The organism is Hallella colorans, from assembly GCF_003096815.1.
Classification (GTDB): Bacteria; Bacteroidota; Bacteroidia; order Bacteroidales; family Bacteroidaceae; genus Prevotella; species Prevotella colorans.
In genome coordinates, this window is sequence record NZ_QENY01000001.1 from 187324 (window position 1) to 210906 (window position 23583).

Annotated in this window: 19 protein-coding genes and 1 pseudogene; 7 read left to right on the forward strand and 13 right to left on the reverse strand. The window is 36.0% G+C overall.

The genetic code is table 11. From position 1 onward, the window contains the following. Positions 1-44 precede the first annotated feature (44 nt). The gene (locus C7379_RS00870) at positions 45-590 is read left to right on the forward strand and encodes a hypothetical protein (RefSeq protein ID WP_116615563.1); all 546 of its coding nucleotides are present in this window, start codon (positions 45-47) and stop codon (positions 588-590) included. Positions 591-739: 149 nt separating this feature from the next. Here the strand turns inward: C7379_RS00870 and C7379_RS00875 are convergent. The 7 genes and pseudogenes from C7379_RS00875 to C7379_RS00905 all read right to left on the reverse strand — a co-directional run. Continuing rightward, positions 740-1251: pseudogene (locus tag C7379_RS00875) on the reverse strand (conjugal transfer protein TraG); the annotation flags it as partial. A gap of 425 nt (positions 1252-1676) precedes the next feature. Next, a complete protein-coding gene (locus tag C7379_RS00880; protein ID WP_116615564.1) occupies positions 1677-2597 on the reverse strand; it encodes a DUF4249 family protein in 921 nt (306 codons plus the stop codon). Positions 2598-2601: 4 nt separating this feature from the next. Next, a complete protein-coding gene (locus C7379_RS00885) occupies positions 2602-5226 on the reverse strand; it encodes a carboxypeptidase-like regulatory domain-containing protein (RefSeq protein WP_116615565.1) in 2625 nt (874 codons plus the stop codon). 4 nt (positions 5227-5230) lie between these two features. After that, complete coding sequence (locus C7379_RS00890; protein WP_116615566.1) at positions 5231-6049, reverse strand: FecR family protein; 819 nt, start codon at positions 6047-6049, stop codon at positions 5231-5233. Between the two features lie 74 nt (positions 6050-6123). Beyond that, positions 6124-6606: a sigma-70 family RNA polymerase sigma factor gene (locus C7379_RS00895; protein WP_116615567.1), complete on the reverse strand. Its 483-nt coding sequence runs from the start codon at positions 6604-6606 to the stop codon at positions 6124-6126. Positions 6607-6681: 75 nt separating this feature from the next. Continuing rightward, complete coding sequence (locus tag C7379_RS00900) at positions 6682-8874, reverse strand: peptidase domain-containing ABC transporter (RefSeq protein WP_116615568.1); 2193 nt, start codon at positions 8872-8874, stop codon at positions 6682-6684. Between the two features lie 10 nt (positions 8875-8884). After that, positions 8885-9373 carry a peroxiredoxin family protein gene (locus C7379_RS00905; RefSeq protein WP_116615569.1) on the reverse strand — a complete coding sequence of 163 codons (489 nt, stop codon included), beginning with the start codon at positions 9371-9373 and terminating at the stop codon, positions 8885-8887. A gap of 171 nt (positions 9374-9544) precedes the next feature. Between C7379_RS00905 and C7379_RS13075 the strand changes: the two genes are divergently transcribed. Beyond that, positions 9545-9667: a hypothetical protein gene (locus C7379_RS13075; RefSeq protein WP_262500751.1), complete on the forward strand. Its 123-nt coding sequence runs from the start codon at positions 9545-9547 to the stop codon at positions 9665-9667. Between the two features lie 13 nt (positions 9668-9680). On the opposite strand, the gene C7379_RS00910 is transcribed toward C7379_RS13075, so the two are convergent. Together C7379_RS00910 and C7379_RS00920 are read right to left on the reverse strand one after the other, a co-directional pair. Then, a complete protein-coding gene (locus C7379_RS00910; protein ID WP_243406667.1) occupies positions 9681-10562 on the reverse strand; it encodes a DUF4372 domain-containing protein in 882 nt (293 codons plus the stop codon). A 457-nt stretch (positions 10563-11019) separates the two neighbouring features. Then, entirely contained in the window at positions 11020-11403 is a 384-nt protein-coding gene (locus C7379_RS00920) for a hypothetical protein (protein WP_116615571.1), read from the reverse strand. Positions 11404-11676: 273 nt separating this feature from the next. Here C7379_RS00920 and C7379_RS00925 point away from each other — a divergent pair, with 273 nt between their 5' ends. After that, positions 11677-12915 carry an ISAs1 family transposase gene (locus C7379_RS00925; RefSeq protein ID WP_207773377.1) on the forward strand — a complete coding sequence of 413 codons (1239 nt, stop codon included), beginning with the start codon at positions 11677-11679 and terminating at the stop codon, positions 12913-12915. 587 nt (positions 12916-13502) lie between these two features. Here the strand turns inward: C7379_RS00925 and C7379_RS00935 are convergent. Genes C7379_RS00935 through C7379_RS00950 form a run of 4 tightly spaced genes read right to left on the reverse strand, consistent with a single transcriptional unit; the run spans position 13503 to position 17682 of the window. Beyond that, complete coding sequence (locus tag C7379_RS00935) at positions 13503-13802, reverse strand: NUDIX hydrolase (RefSeq protein WP_207773378.1); 300 nt, start codon at positions 13800-13802, stop codon at positions 13503-13505. A gap of 57 nt (positions 13803-13859) precedes the next feature. Then, positions 13860-14591 (reverse strand): DUF5036 family protein, encoded by a 732-nt coding sequence (locus C7379_RS00940; RefSeq protein ID WP_116615574.1) that lies wholly within the window; start codon positions 14589-14591, stop codon positions 13860-13862. Between the two features lie 11 nt (positions 14592-14602). Then, a complete protein-coding gene (locus tag C7379_RS00945; RefSeq protein ID WP_116615575.1) occupies positions 14603-16288 on the reverse strand; it encodes a BSAP5a family pore-forming toxin in 1686 nt (561 codons plus the stop codon). Next, positions 16285-17682 carry a BSAP5b family pore-forming toxin gene (locus C7379_RS00950; protein WP_133241852.1) on the reverse strand — a complete coding sequence of 466 codons (1398 nt, stop codon included), beginning with the start codon at positions 17680-17682 and terminating at the stop codon, positions 16285-16287. Before C7379_RS00950 ends, C7379_RS00945 begins: the two co-directional genes overlap by 4 nt. Before the next feature lie 159 nt (positions 17683-17841). Here C7379_RS00950 and C7379_RS00955 point away from each other — a divergent pair, with 159 nt between their 5' ends. The 4 genes from C7379_RS00955 to C7379_RS00970 all read left to right on the forward strand — a co-directional run bounded on the left by C7379_RS00955 (position 17842) and on the right by C7379_RS00970 (position 23539). Next, on the forward strand, positions 17842-19074 hold the full coding sequence (locus C7379_RS00955) for an aminotransferase class I/II-fold pyridoxal phosphate-dependent enzyme (RefSeq protein ID WP_116615577.1): 1233 nt from the start codon (positions 17842-17844) through the stop codon (positions 19072-19074). Further along, positions 19075-19779, forward strand: a complete 705-nt coding sequence (locus C7379_RS00960; RefSeq protein WP_116615578.1) for a TetR/AcrR family transcriptional regulator — start codon at positions 19075-19077, stop codon at positions 19777-19779. A gap of 247 nt (positions 19780-20026) precedes the next feature. After that, entirely contained in the window at positions 20027-21436 is a 1410-nt protein-coding gene (locus tag C7379_RS00965; protein WP_116615579.1) for a DUF3945 domain-containing protein, read from the forward strand. 21 nt (positions 21437-21457) lie between these two features. Next, entirely contained in the window at positions 21458-23539 is a 2082-nt protein-coding gene (locus C7379_RS00970; RefSeq protein ID WP_116615580.1) for a type IA DNA topoisomerase, read from the forward strand. The last annotated feature ends 44 nt before the right edge of the window (positions 23540-23583 follow it).

Below are 23583 nucleotides of genomic sequence, written 5' to 3' on the forward strand. Positions count from 1 at the left end.
TATTAGATGAGCCAATTGAAGTAAATAGAAAAATAAATGTAGAAATGGAAGAATTGAGGAGAGGTCATATTTTATATGGTGAAAGGCAATTAATTAACTCAAATTTTGCGATTCGGTATTTTCAACAAATAGATATTTTTCAAGTAATATCAGATAATAACTTTAATATAGTGCCCTATGAAAAAAAGCGAAATCAACCAATTTTGACAAATCTTTCACATTTAGAGGGAGGGTATAGGCACTTGCTGTTAAACAATAGTGCATTCATTTTTACTGTTGAATTGGATTTTAAAATAAACAAAATAATTTCATTTGGTTTTACTGGGGCTTATTCATCAAGAATGAAAAGCTCTAATTACATTATCAATGAGTATGATAAAACGAAGTTAAGGGGTACTCACTTCTACCATGTTATATCAAGCTATTCTGCCGAACCGTATTCTGAAGAGCATTTTGATGAAAACGCCTTTTTTGCGCTACCTAAACCTTTTGCTATGAAGATTATTATGAGCAAGAAAGAAACTAAGATGGAAAAACTGCTCCAAAGTGTCAATAAAAACTATATAATATACCCCATATATATACTATAATATTACTAACGGATTTCCAAAACTATGCAAAACAGAGATAAATAGTAATTGTATTGAATTTCTATCATGTACTACAGAAGAACTATAATTTATGGTCCATTGATTTTCTTAGGGTTCTTTTGTGAAACGATATAAATTAAGTTGTTTTATTATTCCTTGACTAAATGAACTAATTTGGGGTTATTCTTAATCGATCCATTTCGCTTTCAACAAGGTTCAAAGTCTCTTGCTTGACACGCTTATAGTTGCCTTCTACAATCTCTTTGAGATTGTCGGAGCCAATTTCGTTTTGGAACTCGGCAATGACGGGGATGGGGTTATAGTCTTTCATTTCGGCAGAGACTTTTGCACTGTCCACAACTATCTCGGCATGGAAAATCTTCTGGTCGATGCGCTCATCAAAGTTATCGGACACTGCACCTACGAACATTCTTTGCGTGAGATTGCTGATTTTTGATGCAGGGATAAGGCTATCCATTTGTGTGGAGATAGAGGTGGACTTATCGTTTCGGTTGATGGTCATGGATTGCCGTTGTTGAAGTACCTTACCGAAACGTTCTGAAGGCGTTTTAGCAGTTTCACCCACCACCTGTCCACTGAACACGTTGCCCACGGTATTTTGTATCACCTTGCTCTCCTTGTCGCCATAATCGCGAGTAAGTATGGGGCACAAAACGAAGCGTATATAACGAAAATTTTACCCAAACCCTTTATTTTTAACACTTTCAGCCCCATTTTATAAGTTTACATTTAGGGGTAAAAAGTTTACATAGGTTTAATTTTGGTTTACACGAACTTTACTTTTATGGGGGATAAGTTGGCGTAAACTTTACATTCGATTACAAACGCTTTACATCTTAGGGGCAAAAAGTGATTTTCCGTGCGTTTTGTAGGCTTTTCTGCCATTCGTTGGCAAAACCTCAAGGCGTGGCGGTTTGAGTGCTGCAAACGGGTTTCAGTGGTACGGTGTTCCGTATTGTTTGGGTAATACGCTGATAATGTGGGCAAATAACGTGTTTCCGTGTGTTCTGTGGGCTTTTCTGCCATTCTGTGGGCAACCGTATTAAGCCGTTTTTCTGTACCCTCCTATTCTGGAATCCATTTTGTCTCTTTCATTGAATATCCTCCCACAATTCCTATACCATTAATGATATTACTATAGCCTGGCTGAACAAAGGATATACCATAATTCCCCAGTTCATTATTGTTTGTATCATTAATACTCTTGATAAAATGATAAAACTCTGGAGTTATATGATATAATTGTACTTTATATTTACTTATATAAGATTTATTTGGAATACAAAGATGTAATGTATAAGTAGAATCTTTTGCAAAAGTGGTATTATCAAAAACATAAAAATTATGATAAAAATTATTATCTGTATTGATAGCTGTTTCTCCTTTAGTAAAATTATTTAATATTGGCTCATTATGAATATCTATTTCTTGTGTTTGTAAATGGTAAACCATAGAATCTTTGTCTTTGTTATATATAGATTCTTTTCCAATTACTTTAACTGCAAAATAGGCTTTTATCTGTCTACTTTTAATCTTAAGTTTTATTTGTGTACAAGGCTTACCTGAACTAAAGATTGTATCAACAAAAAGGCTTTGAATTTCGGGAATAGTAGGGATTGTTGTTATTGCCCTAACCTCTGGAAATTTTTTACCCACGACTTTTAGCGATATGTTAGATCCGATATTATGTGTCCCTACCACATAATAGACATTCTTATATAATTGGTTATCATCTATCCTTTTTAGGAAATGGACAGTTTCAGGGATACCATTATTAGTAAAAGAAATGTAAGCGCTATCTGAACTTTCCTTTGAACCAGTTATAGGAATAGAAGGTGAAATATAAATTTTTATAGTGTCATTTATTGTTGGAAAACAATAAACAACTAGTTTGTTCTTAGCTTGTAAATCCTTGATATTCATATTATCTTGACAAGCAACAAGCATAACAAAAAAAATAATTATATAATATCTAAACGTTCTCATTATCTTAAAATTTTAATGTATAACTTACGGAAGGGATAATAGGTATATATCCTTTACATTTAATCTTAAAACCACCATTCTCGTCTTGATACACTTTTGCAAACATCGTATTAAAATGGCAATAGGCATTGTAAAGGCTGATATTCCATATTCTTTCATGTCCTTTTTTAGTTATTTGAGTAAAATTAGCTCCAAGATCTAACCGATGGTAGGCAGGCAATCCTATATTGTTAGGTTCATCAAAAAAATATTGTTTTGTTAGTCCTATTGACTCACCTGGCAAGATAGGCAAAGTTATGTATCTAGTAGGAAGTGTCATTCGGTTCCCAGAATGATAGATCCATGAAGCAAATAATGTTATATGTTTATTAAGAGCGTACCTCCATGTTATGTTGAATTTATGCCGATTGTCAAATTTGTCTCTAAACCATCCTATACCAAATTCGACATATTTACGTAACGCCCAAGATAAAGTATAAGATGCCTGTATAGTATGTCTTTCTTTTCTATAGTTCATATCCATTTCTAATCCATATGACCGCCCTTCTCCTTCAATTACATCCTTTTCCCAATGTGATGCAGGTGGTTGTACTCCCATCCAATTGCGGTATTGAAGGAGATGATGAGTGGTTTTATAGAACCCCTCTATAGATAGTCTCAAATCTTTTGTTGCCTGAGCGTACAGCCCCATCGCCAGTTGTCGGGAAGTAGTAGGAGGAATAGCTGAAGTGGTAAGGACCCAATAGTTGGTAGGCATTTCCAAATACGTACTAGCGATTTGATGAACATACTGAGTCATATATGTGTATGATAACTTAGCAGAAAATTTGTCATTAAATAGATACTTTACTGCAAATCTCGGATCTAAATGTTGATACAGCTTATTGATAGTCTTAAAAAAAGAATAGTTTAACCCTACATCCAAACCACATCGTCGTGTCAGTCGCATTTCATCCTCTATATAAAAAGAGAATTCATGCGCACGGTTGCAGTTAGACGTTTCTATTCTTGTGGTGTCATTCTGTTCTACATCATTCTTTAAAAAAAGTGTTTGTTGTATTGTTTGTGTCTTAAAATTAAGGAATGAATAATTTCCACCAAAGTTGATTTTGTGATAGGCGTTAGGCCGATAATCAAAATCTGTTTTTACCCCCCAATTATGGATACGAGAATTATTATCTTGAACATCAAGGCTCGTCTTTTGAGTTATGCTCTCAGATTTCTTCAATTGGTTCTCCTCTACATAATTTTGTGTACTATGATTGTGAGTAAAAAATCCTGTAATATTGCAAAATAATTTATTACCTGATGAAAATCTCCAGTTTAATGATGTATTTAGATTTCCCCATTTAAATTTATTTTTAGTCTCTTCTATATAAGGAAGCCAAATACTATTATTATTTATATTATAGCTATCAAATCCTGAATATATACTGATAGATAGTTTACTGTTATCTGAAAAATTATGTGTAACTTTTGCATTTAAATCGTGAAATAAATAATTGAACGAGGTTTTATTTCCTTCTTTATTTCCGTGGTTAGCAATAGCAAAGGCTGGCTTTAAGAAAAAATCAATCCAACTTCTTCTTATACCGAAACTAAAAGAGGTTTTACCTTTTATTAGTGGACCCTCTAAATTAATTTTTCCATCTAATAGTCCCATAGAAAAACTCCCATGATAGTTTTGGATATCACCATCTTTAGTTCTTACATCTGTGATAGATGACAAACGCCCACCATAACGAGCAGGAAAACCACTCTTATAGAAATCAATATTTCTGATAAGTTCTGTATTAAAAGAAGAGAACAGTCCCAAAGAGTGATTTATCTGATATAATGGCGTACCGTCAAAAAGAAAAAGATTCTCATCACCACTGCCACCATGTACATACAGTCCAGATGCTAATTCAATGCCAGATGATACTCCAGATATTCTTTGAAGGGTCTTAACTACATCAGGGGAGCTTAACAAAGAAAACTCTGTATTAATATCTTTATAAGTCAGTGAAGATTTGCCTGTTTGAGTAGTTAATAAAGGAGAATTTAAGTCTCCTTGGACAACGACCTCTTCTAGTGTAGCATTATCTTTTAAAACGAATACGAATTGGCAATTCTTATTTAGGATTATTGCCTTAGTTTCTTCATTAAATCCTATGTAACTAACACTTATAGAATGGTTTCCTTGAGAAAGAGAAAGGCTAAAATAACCATGTTCATTTGTTACTGTTCCTAATTTGCTCGTTTTATCCCATATTGTTGCATTTATCAAAGGTTCTCCTTTCTCATCTTTGACATATCCACTTATTGTGTATATATGAATGTCATCTACTTTCCGTTCTTTAGACTTCGTTGTCAGAACAGTTGTTTGTTGCTCAAGTATGATGTTATTCCCTCTTTGGATATAGTTAATCTTACTATTTTTAAAAAGCAGTCTTAAAGCTTCCTTTAACGGAATCTCTGTTAGAGGAACTCCAGTGTAGGATTGATTTAAATCCATATTAGAATTGTAAACGAAGTGAACTCCATAGTTTTTCTGGATTTTTTCCATTTCTATTTTTATGGTAGTTTTTTGTGCAAAACTATAACATCCAATGAATAAAGAAATAAATATTAAAAGTAGACGTCGCATATCATTAATTATTTACATGTATCTTAAGATTAAGAGCTTGCTCTAATAACTCTATAACCTCACGAAGATCTGAAACTTCAAAATCTCCTGAGAGTCTCTTTGTTGAATCATTGGCTGTAAGAGTTACATGATAATATTCAGAGATCTCTTTTAATACCACATTAATAGGTGTGTTGTTAAATCTAAAAATTCCTGTTGCCCATGCTGTTTGATTAATTCCCTCTGAAGAGACTATTATAGGTCTATCATTTTTGTTGGTTAGCTTTGAATTCATTCCTTTCGTCATTAATACCCCCTCTTTACTATTCAAGCCCGAGAAAAAAACTTTTCCTGCAACGACATAAACAGTAGATATGCCTCGTTTCTGTTCGTCAATCTGGAAAATAGTCCCTAAAACCTGTACCCTCCCCAGCTGGCCTTCAACAACAAATGGATGTTCAGTATCATGATGAACAGAGAAATAAGCTTTCCCCATAAACTGGATAGTACGTTTACCTTTTGTTATATCACTTATACTATAATTGAGGCAAGAATGTGGGGCAAGAACAACCTTACTACCATCTGGCAGAATGATATTCTTGTACTGTTCCCCTGCTATATAAGTAATAATATCTTGCTTTTTATTAAATTGGTAATAACAAACAAATACCCCCATAAATACCAATATAGATGCCGCAATAGTAAGTAAATAACTATAGATGTTCTTTTGTTTATCGTTTCCAATGAACTTCTTAAATTTCTTAAAAGCCCTTTGTGGATTATATTTATTTTCTTTATAATTCTCTACAAAGAACTTCAAGTCTTTGTTATTGAATTCTTTCATATGCACGTTTTTTATTGAAACAAATTTTTAAAGCAACTCCGATATATAAGAACTATGAATAATGACATGACAACTTAGATTTTACCAATTTTATCTCGTAATTTTTTATAAGCATTCCGTATTTGGCTTTCCACTGTCTTAATAGAAAGCCCTAATTGATTCGCAATCTCAACATGGGAAAGTTCCTCTTGCTTTCTCATTAAAAAGATTTTTCTACATTTCTGTGGTAAGGAATCAATCGCTTGCCACAGTTCTGCCTCCCTCTCCACTTTATTCTCATCATCCTCGTCAAAAAGTATATCTTCTATTTGATCTGTATTAACGAAATTTGCAATTATTTTACTTCTTCTATTAACATCGTAACAGGCATTCCTAACAGAAATAAAAAGATAATTCTTTACCTCACTGATTTGAGCACCCCCTTTTAATTTAATCCACAGCCCTATATAACATTCCATAACGACATCTTCTACCAAATTCGTATCATTAAGAAGATGCGTTGCATATATACATAAAGAACGATAATATAGATCAAAATAAATTTTAAAATGCTTCATTCCTTAGAAAGTATTATTTTCTAATTATTAAACGAGAATTGACCTTATCTTTATTTTTTAAGGATCCCGCATAATTTACGATATTAGCATATTATATGCCTTGCTATACATATTGGATCTATATATTAAATCATCATGGTTCCCATTACAAGAAAATGTCTTATTTTCTATAACATAAATTTTATCTGAAAGTTTTGCAATTTCTGGCTTATGAGTTATCATTATAATGATTAGTTCATTTTTTATTTCTTTTAATATGTTTATAATTGCTAATTCACTTTCTTTATCTAAAGAAGATGTTGGCTCGTCAAGCAAAAGGATCTTAGGACGTTTATATAAAGCTCTTGCTATTCCTATTATTTGTTTTTGTCCACCAGATAGATTACTTCCATTTTCATCTATCTGTAAATCTAATGTTATACTATCAGTTAATTCTTTTTTTGCCATCAACTGATTACATAATTCAAAAACTCTCTTTGTATCTGGATTCTTTTCAAACAATGTAATATTGTCTTTGATAGTACCTACAAATGTTTTTGTTTGTTGCGGTACATATCCTATCATAGATCGCCATCCTGATATTGAAAACTCTTCAATGTTGTGTGCATTATACAGAATTTTTCCAGAATATCCTGTATAGAATCTTTGAATTAAATTTATGATTGTAGTTTTTCCTGTACCAATGGTACCAAAAATCGATACGATTTGCCCTGTTTCTACGATAAAATTTATATTTTTCAATAATAGAGGTTGATTAAAATAATTGAAAGAAAGATTTTTAATCTCTAATCGATTTATTACAACTTCCTTCATTGTGAAATCATTATTTATGGCACTAGTTAGGAGCTCCTTTTCCGTTTTACAATCTAATAAAAAAATAATTCTTTTAAAAGCCATCTTCGCTTCTTGGATATCAACGGCATAAGAAACTATTTTTATTGAGGATTGTATTATCATAGTAACAATAGTTATAATAGCAAAAAGAGCACCTAAATGGATCCTCCCTATCATGACATAGTAACTTCCAAGTAATATCGTGAAAAAAGAAAAAAAAACACTAACCATTCCTATACTCAATTCATAATTAGTATTGGTATGTTTAAGTAATCGACTTGTTCTTTGTGTATTTTTGTAAAAAGATAAAAGTCTTCTAAAAAACACATCTTCTTTCTGAAAAGATCGTATTTCCCTAATTCCTGATAGCGTATCTATAGAATATGTATCAAATGTTGCGTATTCTCTCATTAACGTCTCATTTTGTTTACTTATTTTAACGCTATAAAAGTAGGTAATAAGTGCTAGTAAAGGGATACTAAGTAGCGTAGCAAGAGCGATACTCCAATCATACCATAATAAAACAAATATAGAAAAGAACATCATTAAGAGCTCTATTATAATCGTATTAACTAAATATATTATAGAGTTTTGAATTTTTTCCGCATAATTCAATCTGGATATAATATCGCCAGTTTTTATTACCATAAAAAAAGAAATAGGTAATTGAAATATCTTATGCAGTAGTTTCTTTATTATTCTAATGTTAAAAAACAAGTTTTGTGTTATGATGAAATTGGTATTTACATAAGATGCAATTTGTGATATTAAAATAATACAGCAATAGCATAATAAATATGACAATAAAGTTTGGAAATTCTTTTGAGGTAAGATTGTGTCTACAAGGGTTTGAAGGAAAACAGCTGACGCAACTCCAAACAAAGAAGTAAAAGCACTTAAGATAAATGTAATAAATAATAATCTATAATCAGCATTGATCAGTGGAAGTAAATACTTTCTTATATAATTTTTTTTACATGATGGCTTTATATTTTGATTCCCCTTTTTCTTACTTGATTCGAATAAAAGTATAGATTTTGTTGCCCAAATGTTATTTAGTTCCTCTTTAGTATAATATAAGACTCCTAGAGCAGGATCCATCAATAGAAAATGATTATTCATATATCCATACGAGACGATGAAATGAGTAAAACCATTTGAATTGATTGTATGTAAAATTGCGGGATGAGAACATTTTTCGAGTTCTTCTATTGTACACATGTAACCATTAGCCTCTAGGCCAATAGAGCCTGCTATTTTTTTTAATTCCAACAATGTATTTCCTTGAAAATTACCACCTCGCAGGTTAATCAAGTCATTTGATCTAAAATCTATATTATAGAATTTTGCGATTGAAGATAAACAAGCAATACCGCAAGAGTTTTCTGTTTCCTGGGCGACATACAACTTTGTCATACAAATTTTCTTTTTCATAATAAGATGATTAATCGATAAGCTTTTTTAGTATATCTATTGCTAAACCATTATGCGAAATAATAATTTTTCCTTTAGTTGAAAATAAAAATAAAGTAGGAAAACCATTAACATTATATTTGTCTATTATTTGACATCTCTCATCTGATACTACAAAAAAAGAATGCAAATCTTCTTGATCAAAAAATGCTCTTAAGATACTTTTGGATTCAAGCGATATAAGAATTAAATTATATTGATTTTTAAATTTAAAAATATTGTCTTTAATATAAGATATTTCATTTAGACAATAGTCACAATCTGTATTTATAAAAAGTAGCAACGTTTTCTTGCTATAATCTATCTGTTCTGATACCTTTCTAGAATTTATATCCACTATTCCTAATTCCAATTTACTCTCTGTGGCTAAATTCGCCTCTTTATGATACCACACATAAATTACAAGAGAAAAAGTGAACATTAAAATTGATAAAAATATAGTAATATAAATTCGTTTCATAAATATTCAAAACTAACTTGTACTAACACTACTCTAAAGAATTTTTCCTATAAGGTCAGTTGACCATACTCGGAGTCATTCATAGAATGTTTTGTTCTAGCGAAAAGTTCGCCTAAAGGATCCTCTCCAAGAGTACTTTCTCCCGATGGCGGACTATATAATATGATCTACATGACCCACTTTCTTGACAATGGCAAGCAGCAGATAGGTGCAGATAACTATCCAGATCTGTGCATTCTGCCTCGTTTCGTAGAGCGACTTGATGTTGTGCGACCGCTTGGTTTATCCATTTAAAGAAATACTCCGCCTACCGACGCTCTCCGTAGAGTTCTGCGATGGTCAGATAGGAATGCGTGGAGTCATTGGTTACAAACCTATAGACATTGCCTGTGGCATAATTATCATACGCTACAATACGGAGTGTGTCTGGATACCACTTGGATGTTTTCAATCCAGTGTGTTTGATAACAGAATTGCAGATAACGCCAGCTTGCCTATCAACAAGGTGATCCTCTATCACCTCATACTTTATGTTGTTCTTGGCTATCGTTACGAAGGATACCTGTTGACGGTGGAAGTGATTGAACAACTGCATGAAATAGATATATTTATCCATGAGGTAATGATTGTAAGATACTGTGGGGATTAGGTTCATAGCCGTGAAATAACGAACAGCAGCTTCGGTCAGATAGATGAAGATGGGTATTGAATCACGCAAATCCAACAGCGTATGCATATTCACAGCGCCTTTGTCATGATGCAGGCGAACCCATAGACTAAACTGGAGGTTCAACTTGATTGTACTGCCACAAAAAGCATGCACGATTCCATCCATGTCAAGTCGGGAAGGCTCGCTCTGATACAGTTTTCTTTCCCAGACAATAAGAATCAGCCTGAAGTCATGGTATATACGCCAGTTCTTGGTCTCATTGATATGAGCCAAAGTGGAACGTTGAATAACTTTATTCCTCGCGAATATAGTCTGGAAGAGAGTGCTACCCTGCGTCACGTCAATGCCGCAGAGACTGACCTTGTCGGTGAATTGGGCAAAGTTCATTATCAAGAACAGATCTCTGCATTTGAATCCGATGACATATCTGTTGCCATTGTTTCTCTTTACGCACTTGTCGAACTCATATCCCGGTATGAGCGACATGATCTGAGCGAATGCTGTCTTTCCCAGATTCATTATATCTGCCTCTTGCAATACGCTTTGCAAAAGTACAAAATTAAATCCCGAAAAAATAATATCCTCGTAACTCATCGACAACAACTAATTTAAATCACATATCCTAGAGATTTTCTTTGGACAGTAGCTTTGTACTAAATAACATTTCCTTTTGCTCCTATATACACAGATATGGGAAAGACATGCTGTTTATTTTGATTAGCACTTAATTAATACTATTTATTTTATAGAAGGCAGACTCCTAAGAGCTGCCCTCCATAAGATTATAAGTCCTTACAATACCATGCTGCTGCAGGTTGCCATGGAGAATACGATTTTATCCAAAACTGGTAATAGACAGTTCTACACCAACATTGATTGTTTTCACGTTTCTCACATTGCGTGTTCTTGCCCCAAAATTTTCCACCTGAAATCTTTTGAAGACTCTCATTTGATAGCTTTTTCATAATAAATAAAATTAATTGATTAATATATAGCCTGCAAAAACAGACACTATTCCATATATGATTAGGCCTATAATATAAGTAATAGCCGTGCTTGAAGTCCCCCTAAGAAAATTAATATGCATCTTAATACTTAATGCTAATGAAAGGAATAATATGAATGATATTTCCGTAATATTTATCTGGCGCAATATAGCATACTCCCAAACAGGAATTTTTGAAATATCAAATAAAGCAGCAATAGACTGATAAGCATATTCATCATCAATGTTGTATTCATTAAATGAGATAATATGAGAAATTTTTAGTATCACTGTAATTAAATAGTTGATTGGAAAAATAATGGTACACGCCATTACCATTTTTAAACTCTCCTTAAATCGTATCCTAATATTCATTATATTCAATCCCAAAAATATCACGGCTCTTTCATTTAAGAAGTCTTGGTTCTTATTCTAAATATCATTATTTTATAGCATACCAGTAACACGGTGAAAGCTGTTCTTTTCTAAAAATACTACCATAATCGTATGGTATTTAACTATTGATACTCGTGTGGTATAATAAGTTAAAATTTTAATCTAACTATATGAAAATCAGCAAAATAAGTACTAATAAAAGTTGGTCAAGTGCGCTGTTTTTTGTACCTTTATAGTAAAAAATAGATAATTATGAAAGAAAAACAGCCACTCGACCAAACTAATGGGATTGTCGCAAACACAATCAACCACACCGCTAAGGTATTAAAAAATTCAAAATTAGAAGGTAGTATTCTTGAAAAACTTTACGAATTCTCCTCCTCAATACCCGATTTCCGTAGAGCAGAGAAGGGAAACATACGTCACAAGTTGAGCGACATCATCATGTTACTGATATTAGGACGAGTGTCAAATTGTGTCAGCAGAGCAGAAATCATAGAATTCGGTAAACACAACCTCAAGAGTTTCCGTAAGTTGGACATATTAGCCAACGGCATTCCATCCGAGGCAACTCTCTGCCGCATGGAAGAAGGGATTGATGATCAAGCAATGGCTAATCAGCTGCAGGTCTTTGCCGAGACGTTCCACAAGGAATTGGTGGGGATGTGCTGCACCCAAGAAATCATCTGCATAGACGGTAAGGCTGAGCGCGGCACAGTTTTGAAAAATGGACGAAACCCAGATATCGTATCCGCTCATTCATTCAATACAGACATCACGTTGGCAACCGAGGCCTGCGAAGAGAAGAGCAATGAAATAAAGGCAGTTCCACTGCTTATTGACAAAATCGACATATCAGGAAAGATCGTCACGGCAGATGCGATGTCCATGCAGAAAGATATCGTTGACAAAATTAGGGAGAAAAACGGAGACTTCATCATAGAACTGAAATCAAACCAGCGTTCGCTGCGTTACGGTGTAGAGGATAAAATCAAAGAACTATCCCCCGTTTATTCCTATTGTGGTGAACCGGAGCTCGGACATGGAAGAATTGAGACGAGAAGCTATCGTGTGTTTGACGGGACTGACCTCATTGCAAATAAGGAGAAGTGGAACGGCAACCTGACCATTATAGAATATGAATGCGAAACTGTCAAAAAGTCAACGGGAAGCTGCACTACTGAGAAAAGGCTGCATGTAAGCAGCCTGCCAGCGAACACACCAAGATTAGGGACGCCAGTGCGCAACCACTGGTCGATAGAAAGCATGCACTGGGGGCTGGACCGTAACCTGTTACAAGACAAGATAAAACGAAAGTCGGCAAGGGCAGCTCGCAATTTAGATACCATACAAAGAATTGTCTACTCCGTGTTCTCAATATGGCGAGGACGAAGAAAGAAGAAATCCGACAAAAGAAAGGGCATGGCAGAACTGATGAGACATATTTCATTGTGTTTCACAAAACTATTGCATTTTCTGTATCAAAAATGAAAATAATCAAATTTTGATAATATCATAACTTATTGATATACAGACACAATATTTTCCTCGACTCATACATGAGTCGGGTAAGGGAAGTTATGTATTCAATTCATTCTTAAATGAAAGAGCCGTGCAAAAATATACAAATACCTATTAGGAAACACGATAATAACACATGAACAGGAATCCATAAATAATTATATATGTCCATACTTTTCTGAGCAGCAAATTCTTTCAATAACTCTTTTTGTGAATTGAATTTATTTGCAAATAGTTCAAAATAATATGATTTAGAATATAAATAATTTAATTCAACATATAAAGCAACTACATAAATTGCGACATTTATATAGAAAAAGGTAAAAAAGTTTAATTTAAGATACCGCTTTAATACCTTTATAAATCTATTTCTTGAAGTATTCATCTTTCTAAAAATCTATCCTAATTTAAGCGCCATACAGATTGTATCCCTAAAGTAGGTTGCCACTTCCATACCATAGTATTAAAAACTTTCCCACACTCGGTCTTTATATACCAAGAATCATTGATTGTGAATTTAAGGTAAGCAAAATAACTACTATTATCACCATCATTTATCAATATTCACAAGTACACTGATAATGAATATCAGTAGTAAAGCCCAATTCCTCAAAAAGCCTTTGGATAGCTTGATGTTTAATGTGGAAAATGGAATCTACAGATAACGGATGCCCACAACAAGCATTGCTCCAAAGACCACCTGAATGATATTTGGTTAATGCTCTCTGTTGCAAGAGCATCTCATTTTCAATATTGAAAATGATAATGGAAAAAGCATAATGTTTTAAAACCAGCTTATGAGCTTTGATTTTTTCCATAAATTTATTCCGATTTGTCAAAAGGACTACATCTTCCATACAATGAACTTTAAATTCTAAGAAATGAGACTTAACAGACCACATTTACAAAAATGACTATTCGGTAACATGAAACACCAGTGATGTATATATAGTACCGTATCGTAGATAAATGATATAATCGCCATACGGACCTTCTTGTTTATCTACATATTTTTTTAGTCTTATTTTTAGCTTTCCATCTTTCAATTGTATATCAAAGTATTTTAATTCAGCTTTCAGATAGTCGCCAGCCAAAAATTCAGTATTTTCCGGTATTGTATATTCAATATTGTCATAAGGTTTAGTCATCTTTCCTATTGATGTCTCTTTAGGAGGAAGTATTTCGGAATTTGCGGTATGTTTTGAGTATTTGACAACAGCTCCCTTAATAATTCCATCTTCTTGGATAGAAGAAACTGGATAAAATTTATAAAAAATTGCTCCGCAACAGATTGCATTTTTTCCAGAAGGAAATTTAATAATATCATATGGGTTATATGCTTCAAACCAATGCTTATATTGCACTGCTGCCAGATACGTTAAGTTGCCTAAATCATATTGTGTATCCTTTTTTATAACTTTTACTCTTGAATCCACATCTACTATATACCAAGATTGAGATGTAAAATTATTAGTTTTATTAATATAGATACCAGTATTATCTAAATAGGTTTTCCCATTTAATTCATTCATCATATTGATAGTAGTAAACCCTAATGTCTCATCGTCTTTCACGTCATTTTCTCCACATCCTGTTAAACACAGAATTACTATTAAAGAGACGATTTTTGCAATATCCCTATTCATAATTTTTTCAATTAAAGTCCAATAATATAGTAATGGTTTGCTAATGAGGCTATTGTTACTTTTTTTTCTGGTAAATTCTCCACCCAATCCCTGATACCATAAACATCAAGTACATCATCGTCCTCTTCATCTATATAGAATGAAAATGCAATATGTTTTTTGGGGTTATATATATATTCAATACCAGTCTTTGCATAATAATACCGATAAAAATCTGTTTTATTAAAATCGTCTATGACAATACATAGAGGATTTCGTAACGTCGGATTTATACGTACTTTCTTATTATAATCAAGTTCTATATTGTCGCTAAACATATTTGTTCGATTCGCTGACAAAAATTTGACTTTTTGTAAGAAACATACATTATCTTCATTTTTTGCCAATTCCTCATTGCTTTTTGAATTGCTATTATTCATAAAGATAATTCTATCACCTTGTCGGGTAATCAAAACAGGAACCACATCGTAAAGAGCCTCATATGCAGAATTAGACCTAACCATAACTCTTTCAATTACGATATAAGGAGTAACAAAATTATAAAAAGAGGGTAAAATACCATTTGTCGTATCGTCAAATCTTTGTTTAAAATTTTTTTCTAATACAAAATCTGACAAGGGATATAAACTGTTATCAGAGACATCAATTATGGTATTATTCTCTTCATTCTTCAAGGAAGAAAGCCACGGTGATAAATTAATATTTAGATTTTCCATCGTGCGTGCCTTTACTTCAGCCTCACTTGCATTTCGATCTCCTCCGAATGTTTTTATATAGATGTATGTATCCTTATTCTTAAATTCATTAGTTGTAGTATTTTGATTTGAACTAGTAAAACCAAGTTCACCACTAGCAGTAGCACCTTTATAAGTTAAAGAAGCGTTGATGGTTTTTTCCATTCCTTTTTCTTTCCCATGCGTTTCTTTGTTTTGACTGTTGTGTCCTGCATAAATTGCATAAGCTTTACCACCTGTCAAATAATCTGTCACGACAAAATCTCCATAGTTATCTAAGGTCGATTGTATGGTAGAACCATATAGATTCCTGACAAAAGATTTCGATAGAAATTGACGAGAGAATAATTTCCTAGCTCCATCTGAATGTTGTAGAGAAAAATGATCGGACACAAAATCTAAACTTAACTCACCAAAAGTAGCTTCATTTAAGTTGTCAATAACCGTTTTGAACGTTTCTGTAGTAGTTTTTTTTCTTCCAATTGAAAAGATTTTCACATTAAGAGAAAAACCTGATGAAACCTTTTTTGAAACTGAGGAGTTATATTGATATCTATCATAGGTATCATATGCAAATATCTTCGTTTGCGTAGTATTGAGACGGTTGCCATTTATGTAGGACTGATCGTAACTCCTAATACTCTCTAAGTCTATTATAGGGAAAGTTATGTTTCTGAGATCTCCCATAATATACGTGCCATTCAGAAGTTTATAGCCGTATCCCAATAAAGCATCTGTATTGCCTCTATTGGTAGCACCCGCCCTAGTATTAAATTGTATTTTACTTTTAACCCGAGCTTTCGGCAAATGTGAGTTTCGCTCAAATATGACAATATTGTCATCAATACTGTTTAATTGATTATTAGACAATGATTCGAAATTATTAATATCGTCAGTACAAGAACTGATAGATATTAAAAATAATACAACAAAAGATTTTTGTAGTATGTTATATCTTTTCATTTTAATAAGGTTTTAGAAATTGTAATATTTTTTGTTTTCATAAGCGATAATTCCTCTCCGTCATTTAAGTCGAAAAACTTTATAACATCTGGCTTTGCACGCTTTTTAGTATAAAGAGTTCCATACCATGTCCCTCTTATTTTAACTGTTCTTACATCCCCTTCTTTATACTTATAAGACATATATGCCGTATAGTTAACAGAAACATTATAGTTTTCTAGCCAAGAAGTAACTTCGATTAAGGAATTTGGTTTTGCATTACCATCAATTTCAACTTTTAAGATTGTGGGCATATTCTGCGTATTATTTGTGTATTGGATGTTTTTCTCAAATCCACTCTGCTCAAGATCTTCAGGTTTTACGGGAGATGGAACAACCACATGTTCTGCCTCGACTTTTGGAGAATAGAAATATTTACTGATCCCAAATGGGATTTTCAATATACTTTTTTCAGAAAATCGTGATGTATTAGTCGCATAATGTGCAGATACAATTTTAAATGGTCTTCGCTCTTCTGTTTCATTTTTACCATAGCTAACGACTTCTAAAGGATTGCGCTTGGAAATTTTAGCAGAAGACTTATCAAAATCAATATAATCAACTGTGAAACTATCTCTCGGCTGAATTAAAAATTCTTGCTGTGCTTTCTTTGAATACTTTGCATAGCCTATTTTATTTTCATCTTGTGCTTCTATTGTATAGTAAAAAATAGACCAGGTATTATTTGGATCAGATCGTCCAATATAATCATTGCTTGTTATTGCAAAATATCCTTGATAATCGCAGGCTTTTAAGTCCCAGGCTGCCATAAAAAGTGATCCATTATTATCTTGTCGTGCATATAAAATTTTCTTATCCGGATTCTTTCTGTAGTAACCAACACTGAGAGGGGTTTTTGACGCATCAGAGTATATCAAATATGGAATTCCTGCTGAGGCCGGAAGAATACGGAGATAAAAACATTGCCTATTAGAAGAAGCAGAAGGTACCAAACCAACCTCTTTCCCAGCCCCATCGCACGATAAAAATTTGTTAGATTTGTTGCCAGTTCCTCTCGCTTGAATTATTAATGGTAGTTCTCGGAGTTGATAGATATTCTCATCAAAATAGTCATCCGCATCCTCATATGATAGAGACATAAGTCCTCTTTTGGCAGATCTTGTCTGTGAATTATGAAGTATTTCCAAAAGGACAGAGTCATTTTCTGCTGGCAAGATTTCTTCATCTGTTGTAGAAAATGTTGTATTTACAACTTGTGTCAAAGTTGTTTTTCCAGAGAAACTTTCTGTTGAGTCATCATTGCCACAGGCATTAAATAGGGCACATAGCACCACTACAGGTATGGACTTTGCAAACTGGTTAGCAATCCTCATTTTTACATTCTTCATTTTCATAGTTTTGAAATTAACATAAAACATCAATTATATCGCTGCAAATATACAACATAAATTGTGTATAACAAGCAAAATCGGTTTTTTTTTTTTTCAAAATTTGTATTTTCTTAATATTTTCGCTATATTTGTGGAGTTATTTACTATATATACATTGTTTATATGAATAAAAATATTATTTCATTAAAGGATTTCAAGATTACTCCAAACGAGAATGTTATCGAGCGTATCCAAAATTTCCAAAGTTACATTGACCAAATGGAGCAGTTCGGCTGCAAAAGTTATTGGGTCATGGCAAGAACAGGAGTTGGAGCCAAGATGCAAATCGAGGGCTATGACGGTGAGGTTTCCGCATACATTTCTAATGATTACCTTGGTATGTCGCAAAGGACTGAGACCAAGGAGGCTGGTATAAATGCCGTCCTGAAATACGGTACAGGGGCAAGTGCCGCTCAAGCTATTGGAGGCTACTTGGACATTCATAAGCAATTGGAGGAAGGCATAGCGAAGTTTGTAGGACAGGAAGATGCCATTCTTTTCTCATCCGGCTTTGGAGCCAATGCGGGACTGCTTCGTGCAATTTTAGGAAAGAATGACATTGCATATATTGATTCCTATATCCATACCAGTGCTGCTAGCGGACTGATTGGGACAAACGTAAAGCATATCGGACACAACGATACCGATTACCTTGACATGATCCTTAAACATGAAAGAGGGAAATACCAGACCCGATTGGTCATCATTGATGGGGTCTATTCCCAGAATGGAGATTTATCAAAACTCCCGGAGTACATTGCGGTCTGCAAGAAACACGACTGTCTTCTTATGATGGATGACGCCCACGGCATTGGGGTTATGGGGGAAAACGGCAGGGGGACGGCAGAATATTATAATTGCTTGAGACAGGTCGATATTATCACAGGTACTTTCAGTAAATCCTTCGGGTGCGTCGGTGGTTTCGTTGCCGCGTCAGAAAAACTGATTCAGTATCTGAGATATTATGCTGACAGTAATGTCTTTTCCGCAGCAATGACTCCACAGGTTGCAGCATCTTCACTGAAGGCACTGGAACTTATACAGACACAACCAGAGATTCGCAAGAAGTTGTGGGCTAATGTCAATTATCTGCGCAAACGACTGACAGAGGAAGGCTTTGATATAGGCTGCTCGGTATCAGCCATATTTCCTATTATGGTAAGAGACAATAGAAAAGTATATGAAATAGCACGTGAATTACAAAAAAGATGTATCTTTGTAAGCGGTATCACATATCCTGCGGTAAGAACCAAAGAAGCACGGCTTAGAGTTAGTGTATTGGCTTCTCACGAGATAGAACAGTTAGAGCAATTAGTGACTGCTCTTTTGGAAATCAGAAAATCAATTCCTTTTTAGATGGCAGAAGAAGAAAATAAACCCAAAAGATACAGAAGGACAAACGTCGATATACAGGCAGACATTATCAAGGCAGCAGAAAGTCTGATTAAGAAAAAAGGCTTTGCATCAATGCTGGTGACAGAGCTTATCAAGAAAGCCAGAATAGAGCCGCTTGTGTTCTATAACAGATATGACAATCTTAGCAAATTTTATGATGAATTCGTTAAGAGGTATGACTATTGGTTTAAGGATGTGCTCACTGGTGTTCAATTTCCTACAGATTCAGAATTGGGCTATATCAGTATTTTCAAGGATGTACAGAAAGCACTTCAAGATAAATCAGTGATGTTGGAACTGTTACGCTGGGAGATTGCTGAAGGAAATGAGACCACAGTCCGTACGGCCATGCTCAGAGAAATGCACACTTTACCTCTTGTCAATATCTATGAAGAGAAATTCAAGGACACTGGTATTGATATATCCGCCATATCATCCCTGATAATCGGTGGCATTTATTACCTTAACCTTCACAGAGAGCGTTCCAAATTCTCAGACATTGACTTGAAAACGGAGCAAGGGAGAAAACGTATAGAAAAAGCCCTGGAGGAACTTGGACACATGGTATTCCACTGCCATGAAGTAAATAATTATAAGCAAGCCGTTGCTGAAAGAATGAAAGAAAATGGTATCAGCGATGAAGTCATTAAAAGGTGTCTGAGTTAAAAGGTACATAATAAAGGAAAATCCCCAATTATCTGCTGGATAATTGGGGATTTTCCTTATTATAGCAACTATATCTTACTTCGTAAAGCGGCATTTTAGACTTCTTGTAAGTAAGGTCTTACGACACACAAACTACTGTTTCCCGCGTTCTCTTTTTATTTCCCACCTTTCCCGAAAACTTTTAGTTTTCCTTATATACCTATAATTTAGCTGCTTGATAACAGTATTCACCATTAAATTTAGGAAAATGGAATCAAACAGCAATGACAATTACGTGCTGGTCTTGGAAGACCGCACGGAAGTAAAGAACGAAAAGGAAGCAGGCAAGCTTTCCGTAGTTTCAGGTATCGATGACAAGGGCAACCTTAAAACCACCGAAGCAATCGCTGCCAATCAGGCAGCGTTCTTGAAGTTTAACAACAAGGACGGACTTCTAAAAAACTTCATGAGCAATTTTCTCCGTCAGTTCAACGACCCATCTCGTTTTGGACTGTATAAAGTTTTGGCAAACAATGTAGAGCAAGGTGTGGACAACCTGCGCACTATGCTGCAAAACCGTGAGAAGCCAGAAAGCAAACAGCAACTGACAGAGGTTGGAGTATCCTTTGACGACTATCTGCCGAAAAAGAAGAACGCCACAGTCATTGATGAATCGAAGATTGATTGGAAGCAACTCAATGACCTCGGTCTTACCCGTGAACGACTGGAACAAAGTGGAGAATTGGAAAAGATGCTCAATTGGCAGAAGAGCAATCTCTTGACGATTGCCGTACCTATTGGAGACACTACTATCTACACCGAAGCTCGCCTTGCTTTCCGCACGGACGACAACGGCAATATCGGCTTAGCTATCCACCCTTTACGCAAGGAGCCACAGCTCGACTTTCCCTATATGGGCTACAAGTTCTCGCCCGAAGAGAAAGAACAACTACTCACTACGGGCAACCTTGGCAAGACCATCGAAGTAACCCCCAAGAACGGCAATGCTTTTTCTGCCTATGTCTCCATCGATCCACAGACCAACGAAATTGTTGCCTTACGTGCCGACCGTGTGAACATTCCTAAGGAGATCAAGGGCGTGACACTCTCCGACGCACAATACAAAGACCTTGTGGAAGGCAAAGCTGTGAAGGTGGAGGGTATGACTGCCAAGAGTGGTAAGACATTCAACGCCACCCTGCAGGTCAATGCTGAGCGAAAGGGCATTGAGTTTATCTTTGGCGACAACAAGAGTTTAAGAGAACGACAGGAACACAAACAAACACAACAGCAAGGAGTGCCTCACAAACTCTGTGGGTTGGAGCTTTCTGACAAGCAACGTGAAGCCTTGGACAGTGGTCGAACACTTTACCTTAAAAACATGGTGGATAAGGAGGGAAACTCTTTCAATGCCTACGTTCGCATGGACAAGGAGCAGAACCGTCCACGTTTTTACAAGTGGAATCCTGACAAGAAACAGGAAACCGGCAAAGAAAAGGTAGTTGCTGTAGCCGAAGAGCACAAGACGCAGGTAGCCGTGAATAACTACGGTAAGACCAATGAAGCTACGAAGAACGTGAAAGAGCCATTGAAGACTGGGCAGACACAGCCCACTGCCGCCCAAAAACAGAAACAGGACGAAAACAAACAGAAGAAGTCCCGTGGACGCAAGATGTAACCCTTAATTCTATTATCGACTATGACAACTTGTATTATCGCCGAGAAACCCTCGGTAGCCAGAGATATTGCCCGCATTGTCGGGGCAAATACCAAACAAGACGGATTTTTAGAAGGTAACGGCTATATCGTGACTTGGGCAATGGGACACCTCATCACCCTTGCCATGCCAGAAGCCTACGGTTTTTCCGCCTACAAAGCTGAAGACCTGCCCATTCGTCCCAATCCTTTTCAGTTAGTGGTACGACAAGTACGTAAGGACAAAGAGTATACATCAGACCCTGCAGCACTCAAACAACTCAAAGTGATACGTTCCTGCGTTGACAAAGCAGACCGCATTGTTGTAGCCACCGATGCAGGGCGTGAAGGAGAGTTGATATTTCGCTACATCTATCAACATCTTGGTTGCAGAAAGCCTTTCGACCGTCTTTGGATTTCATCACTAACGGACAAAGCTATCCGTGAAGGACTTTCCAATCTTAAATCAGGAAAGTGTTACGACAATCTCTATTACTCCGCCAAGGCAAGAAGCGAAGCCGACTGGCTCGTGGGTATCAATGCCAGCCGTGCATTGTCCATCGTCCGCAAAGGCGGCTATTCCTTGGGACGGGTACAGACTCCAACCCTTGCTATGGTCTGCCGTCGGTACATAGAGAACCATGATTTTTCTTCCGTACCTTATTGGAAACTCTCCGCACTCATGGAGAAAGAGGGCATATCGCTGAAAGCCGTTGGCTGTAAAGACTATGAGAATGAAGCATTGGCACAGACTGCTCTTGCTGCGCTTCGCAGTCAGAGCCAGCTTAAGGTTGAATCGGTCGCAAGAAAGGTGGGACATACGTCACCACCACTCTTGTACGACCTTACTGCCTTGCAGAAGGAAGCCAACCGGCGCCACGGCTTTTCTGCAGACAAGACCCTCTCGATTGCCCAGAGCCTCTATGAGAAGAAAATCACGACCTATCCCCGCACAGGCAGCCGATACATCAGTGAGGATGTTTTCGAGGAAGTACCCTCCCTGCTCCGCAAGATAGGAGAAACGCTTCCGACTCCGCTTAACCGTCATTCGGTGGACAATGCCAAGATAACTGACCACCACGCCATTATTCCTACAGGAGAAACGCCTTCAGGAATGTCGGCAGATGAAACAACTATCTATCAAATGGTGGTCAATCGCTTCATTGAAGCCTTTCTTCCCGATTCCGAAGAAGAGCGTATGCAGGTGCAGTTCACGGACGGCGCCAACTCCTTTACTTGGAAGGCGTGCCGACAAATCTCCTTGGGCTGGAAAGCCGTGCAGAAAGAGCAGGTTACTGATGTAGAGAAAAAGGAAAACGACAATGAACAGGTTTTACCTTCATTGCCTGATTTGACGGAGGGAGAGGTTTTACCACTTGTTTCTACTGACATCACCGAGCATAAGACCAAACCTAAACCTCTCTACACAGAAGCGACACTGCTTTCTGCGATGGAGAACGCAGGAAAAGAGGTCGAAGATGCAGAAAGTAAGAAAGCAATGGCTGAGTGTGGCATCGGAACACCTGCCACCCGTGCCAACATCATCGAGACACTTATTCTCCGTGACTATATCCGAAGAGACAAGAAATCCATCATACCTACCGAGAAAGGCTTGGTCGTCTATGAGATTGTCAAAGACAAGAAGATTGCCAATGCAGAGATGACAGGTAGTTGGGAACTGGCTCTTGCCGCTATCGAGGCTGGACAGATGCCGCCCGAAAAGTTTGCACAAGGCATCAACTCCTACGTTGGCACCATTTGTGAGGAACTGCTTTCTCTTGCCCCCAAACAGAAGTCTTATCCCACCTATCGCTGCCCCAAGTGTGGCAGTGAGAGCGTGGGCATCTATACCAAAGTCGCCAAATGCAGGCACGAGGGCTGCGACTTCCGCGTCTTCCGTGAGGTTTGCGGCACGCTTCTCACCGAGGACTACATCCGGGATTTGCTAACCACAGGACGTACCCCCATTCTCAAAGGATTGACCAGTAAGGCAGGCAAAAAGTTCAACGCCCGACTTGTCCTTAATGAAGATTACACCACTTCTTTTGAATTTGAAAACAGGAAAGGAAAACAACGAGGGAGATAATCCTGACAGAAACAGAGAGGAACAGAAGAGGTCGGAAGGTGATA

Coding starts and splice junctions, on each gene's coding strand:
- C7379_RS00870 (WP_116615563.1), top strand. CDS start 45: ATGGAAGAATTGAGGAGAGGTCATATTTTATATGGTGAAAGGCAATTA.
- C7379_RS00880 (WP_116615564.1), bottom strand. CDS start 2,597: ATGAGAACGTTTAGATATTATATAATTATTTTTTTTGTTATGCTTGTT.
- C7379_RS00885 (WP_116615565.1), bottom strand. CDS start 5,226: ATGCGACGTCTACTTTTAATATTTATTTCTTTATTCATTGGATGTTAT.
- C7379_RS00890 (WP_116615566.1), bottom strand. CDS start 6,049: ATGAAAGAATTCAATAACAAAGACTTGAAGTTCTTTGTAGAGAATTAT.
- C7379_RS00895 (WP_116615567.1), bottom strand. CDS start 6,606: ATGAAGCATTTTAAAATTTATTTTGATCTATATTATCGTTCTTTATGT.
- C7379_RS00900 (WP_116615568.1), bottom strand. CDS start 8,874: ATGAAAAAGAAAATTTGTATGACAAAGTTGTATGTCGCCCAGGAAACA.
- C7379_RS00905 (WP_116615569.1), bottom strand. CDS start 9,373: ATGAAACGAATTTATATTACTATATTTTTATCAATTTTAATGTTCACT.
- C7379_RS13075 (WP_262500751.1), top strand. CDS start 9,545: ATGACCCACTTTCTTGACAATGGCAAGCAGCAGATAGGTGCAGATAAC.
- C7379_RS00910 (WP_243406667.1), bottom strand. CDS start 10,562: ATGAATCTGGGAAAGACAGCATTCGCTCAGATCATGTCGCTCATACCG.
- C7379_RS00920 (WP_116615571.1), bottom strand. CDS start 11,403: ATGAATATTAGGATACGATTTAAGGAGAGTTTAAAAATGGTAATGGCG.
- C7379_RS00925 (WP_207773377.1), top strand. CDS start 11,677: ATGAAAGAAAAACAGCCACTCGACCAAACTAATGGGATTGTCGCAAAC.
- C7379_RS00935 (WP_207773378.1), bottom strand. CDS start 13,802: ATGGAAGATGTAGTCCTTTTGACAAATCGGAATAAATTTATGGAAAAA.
- C7379_RS00940 (WP_116615574.1), bottom strand. CDS start 14,591: ATGAATAGGGATATTGCAAAAATCGTCTCTTTAATAGTAATTCTGTGT.
- C7379_RS00945 (WP_116615575.1), bottom strand. CDS start 16,288: ATGAAAAGATATAACATACTACAAAAATCTTTTGTTGTATTATTTTTA.
- C7379_RS00950 (WP_133241852.1), bottom strand. CDS start 17,682: ATGAAAATGAAGAATGTAAAAATGAGGATTGCTAACCAGTTTGCAAAG.
- C7379_RS00955 (WP_116615577.1), top strand. CDS start 17,842: ATGAATAAAAATATTATTTCATTAAAGGATTTCAAGATTACTCCAAAC.
- C7379_RS00960 (WP_116615578.1), top strand. CDS start 19,075: ATGGCAGAAGAAGAAAATAAACCCAAAAGATACAGAAGGACAAACGTC.
- C7379_RS00965 (WP_116615579.1), top strand. CDS start 20,027: ATGGAATCAAACAGCAATGACAATTACGTGCTGGTCTTGGAAGACCGC.
- C7379_RS00970 (WP_116615580.1), top strand. CDS start 21,458: ATGACAACTTGTATTATCGCCGAGAAACCCTCGGTAGCCAGAGATATT.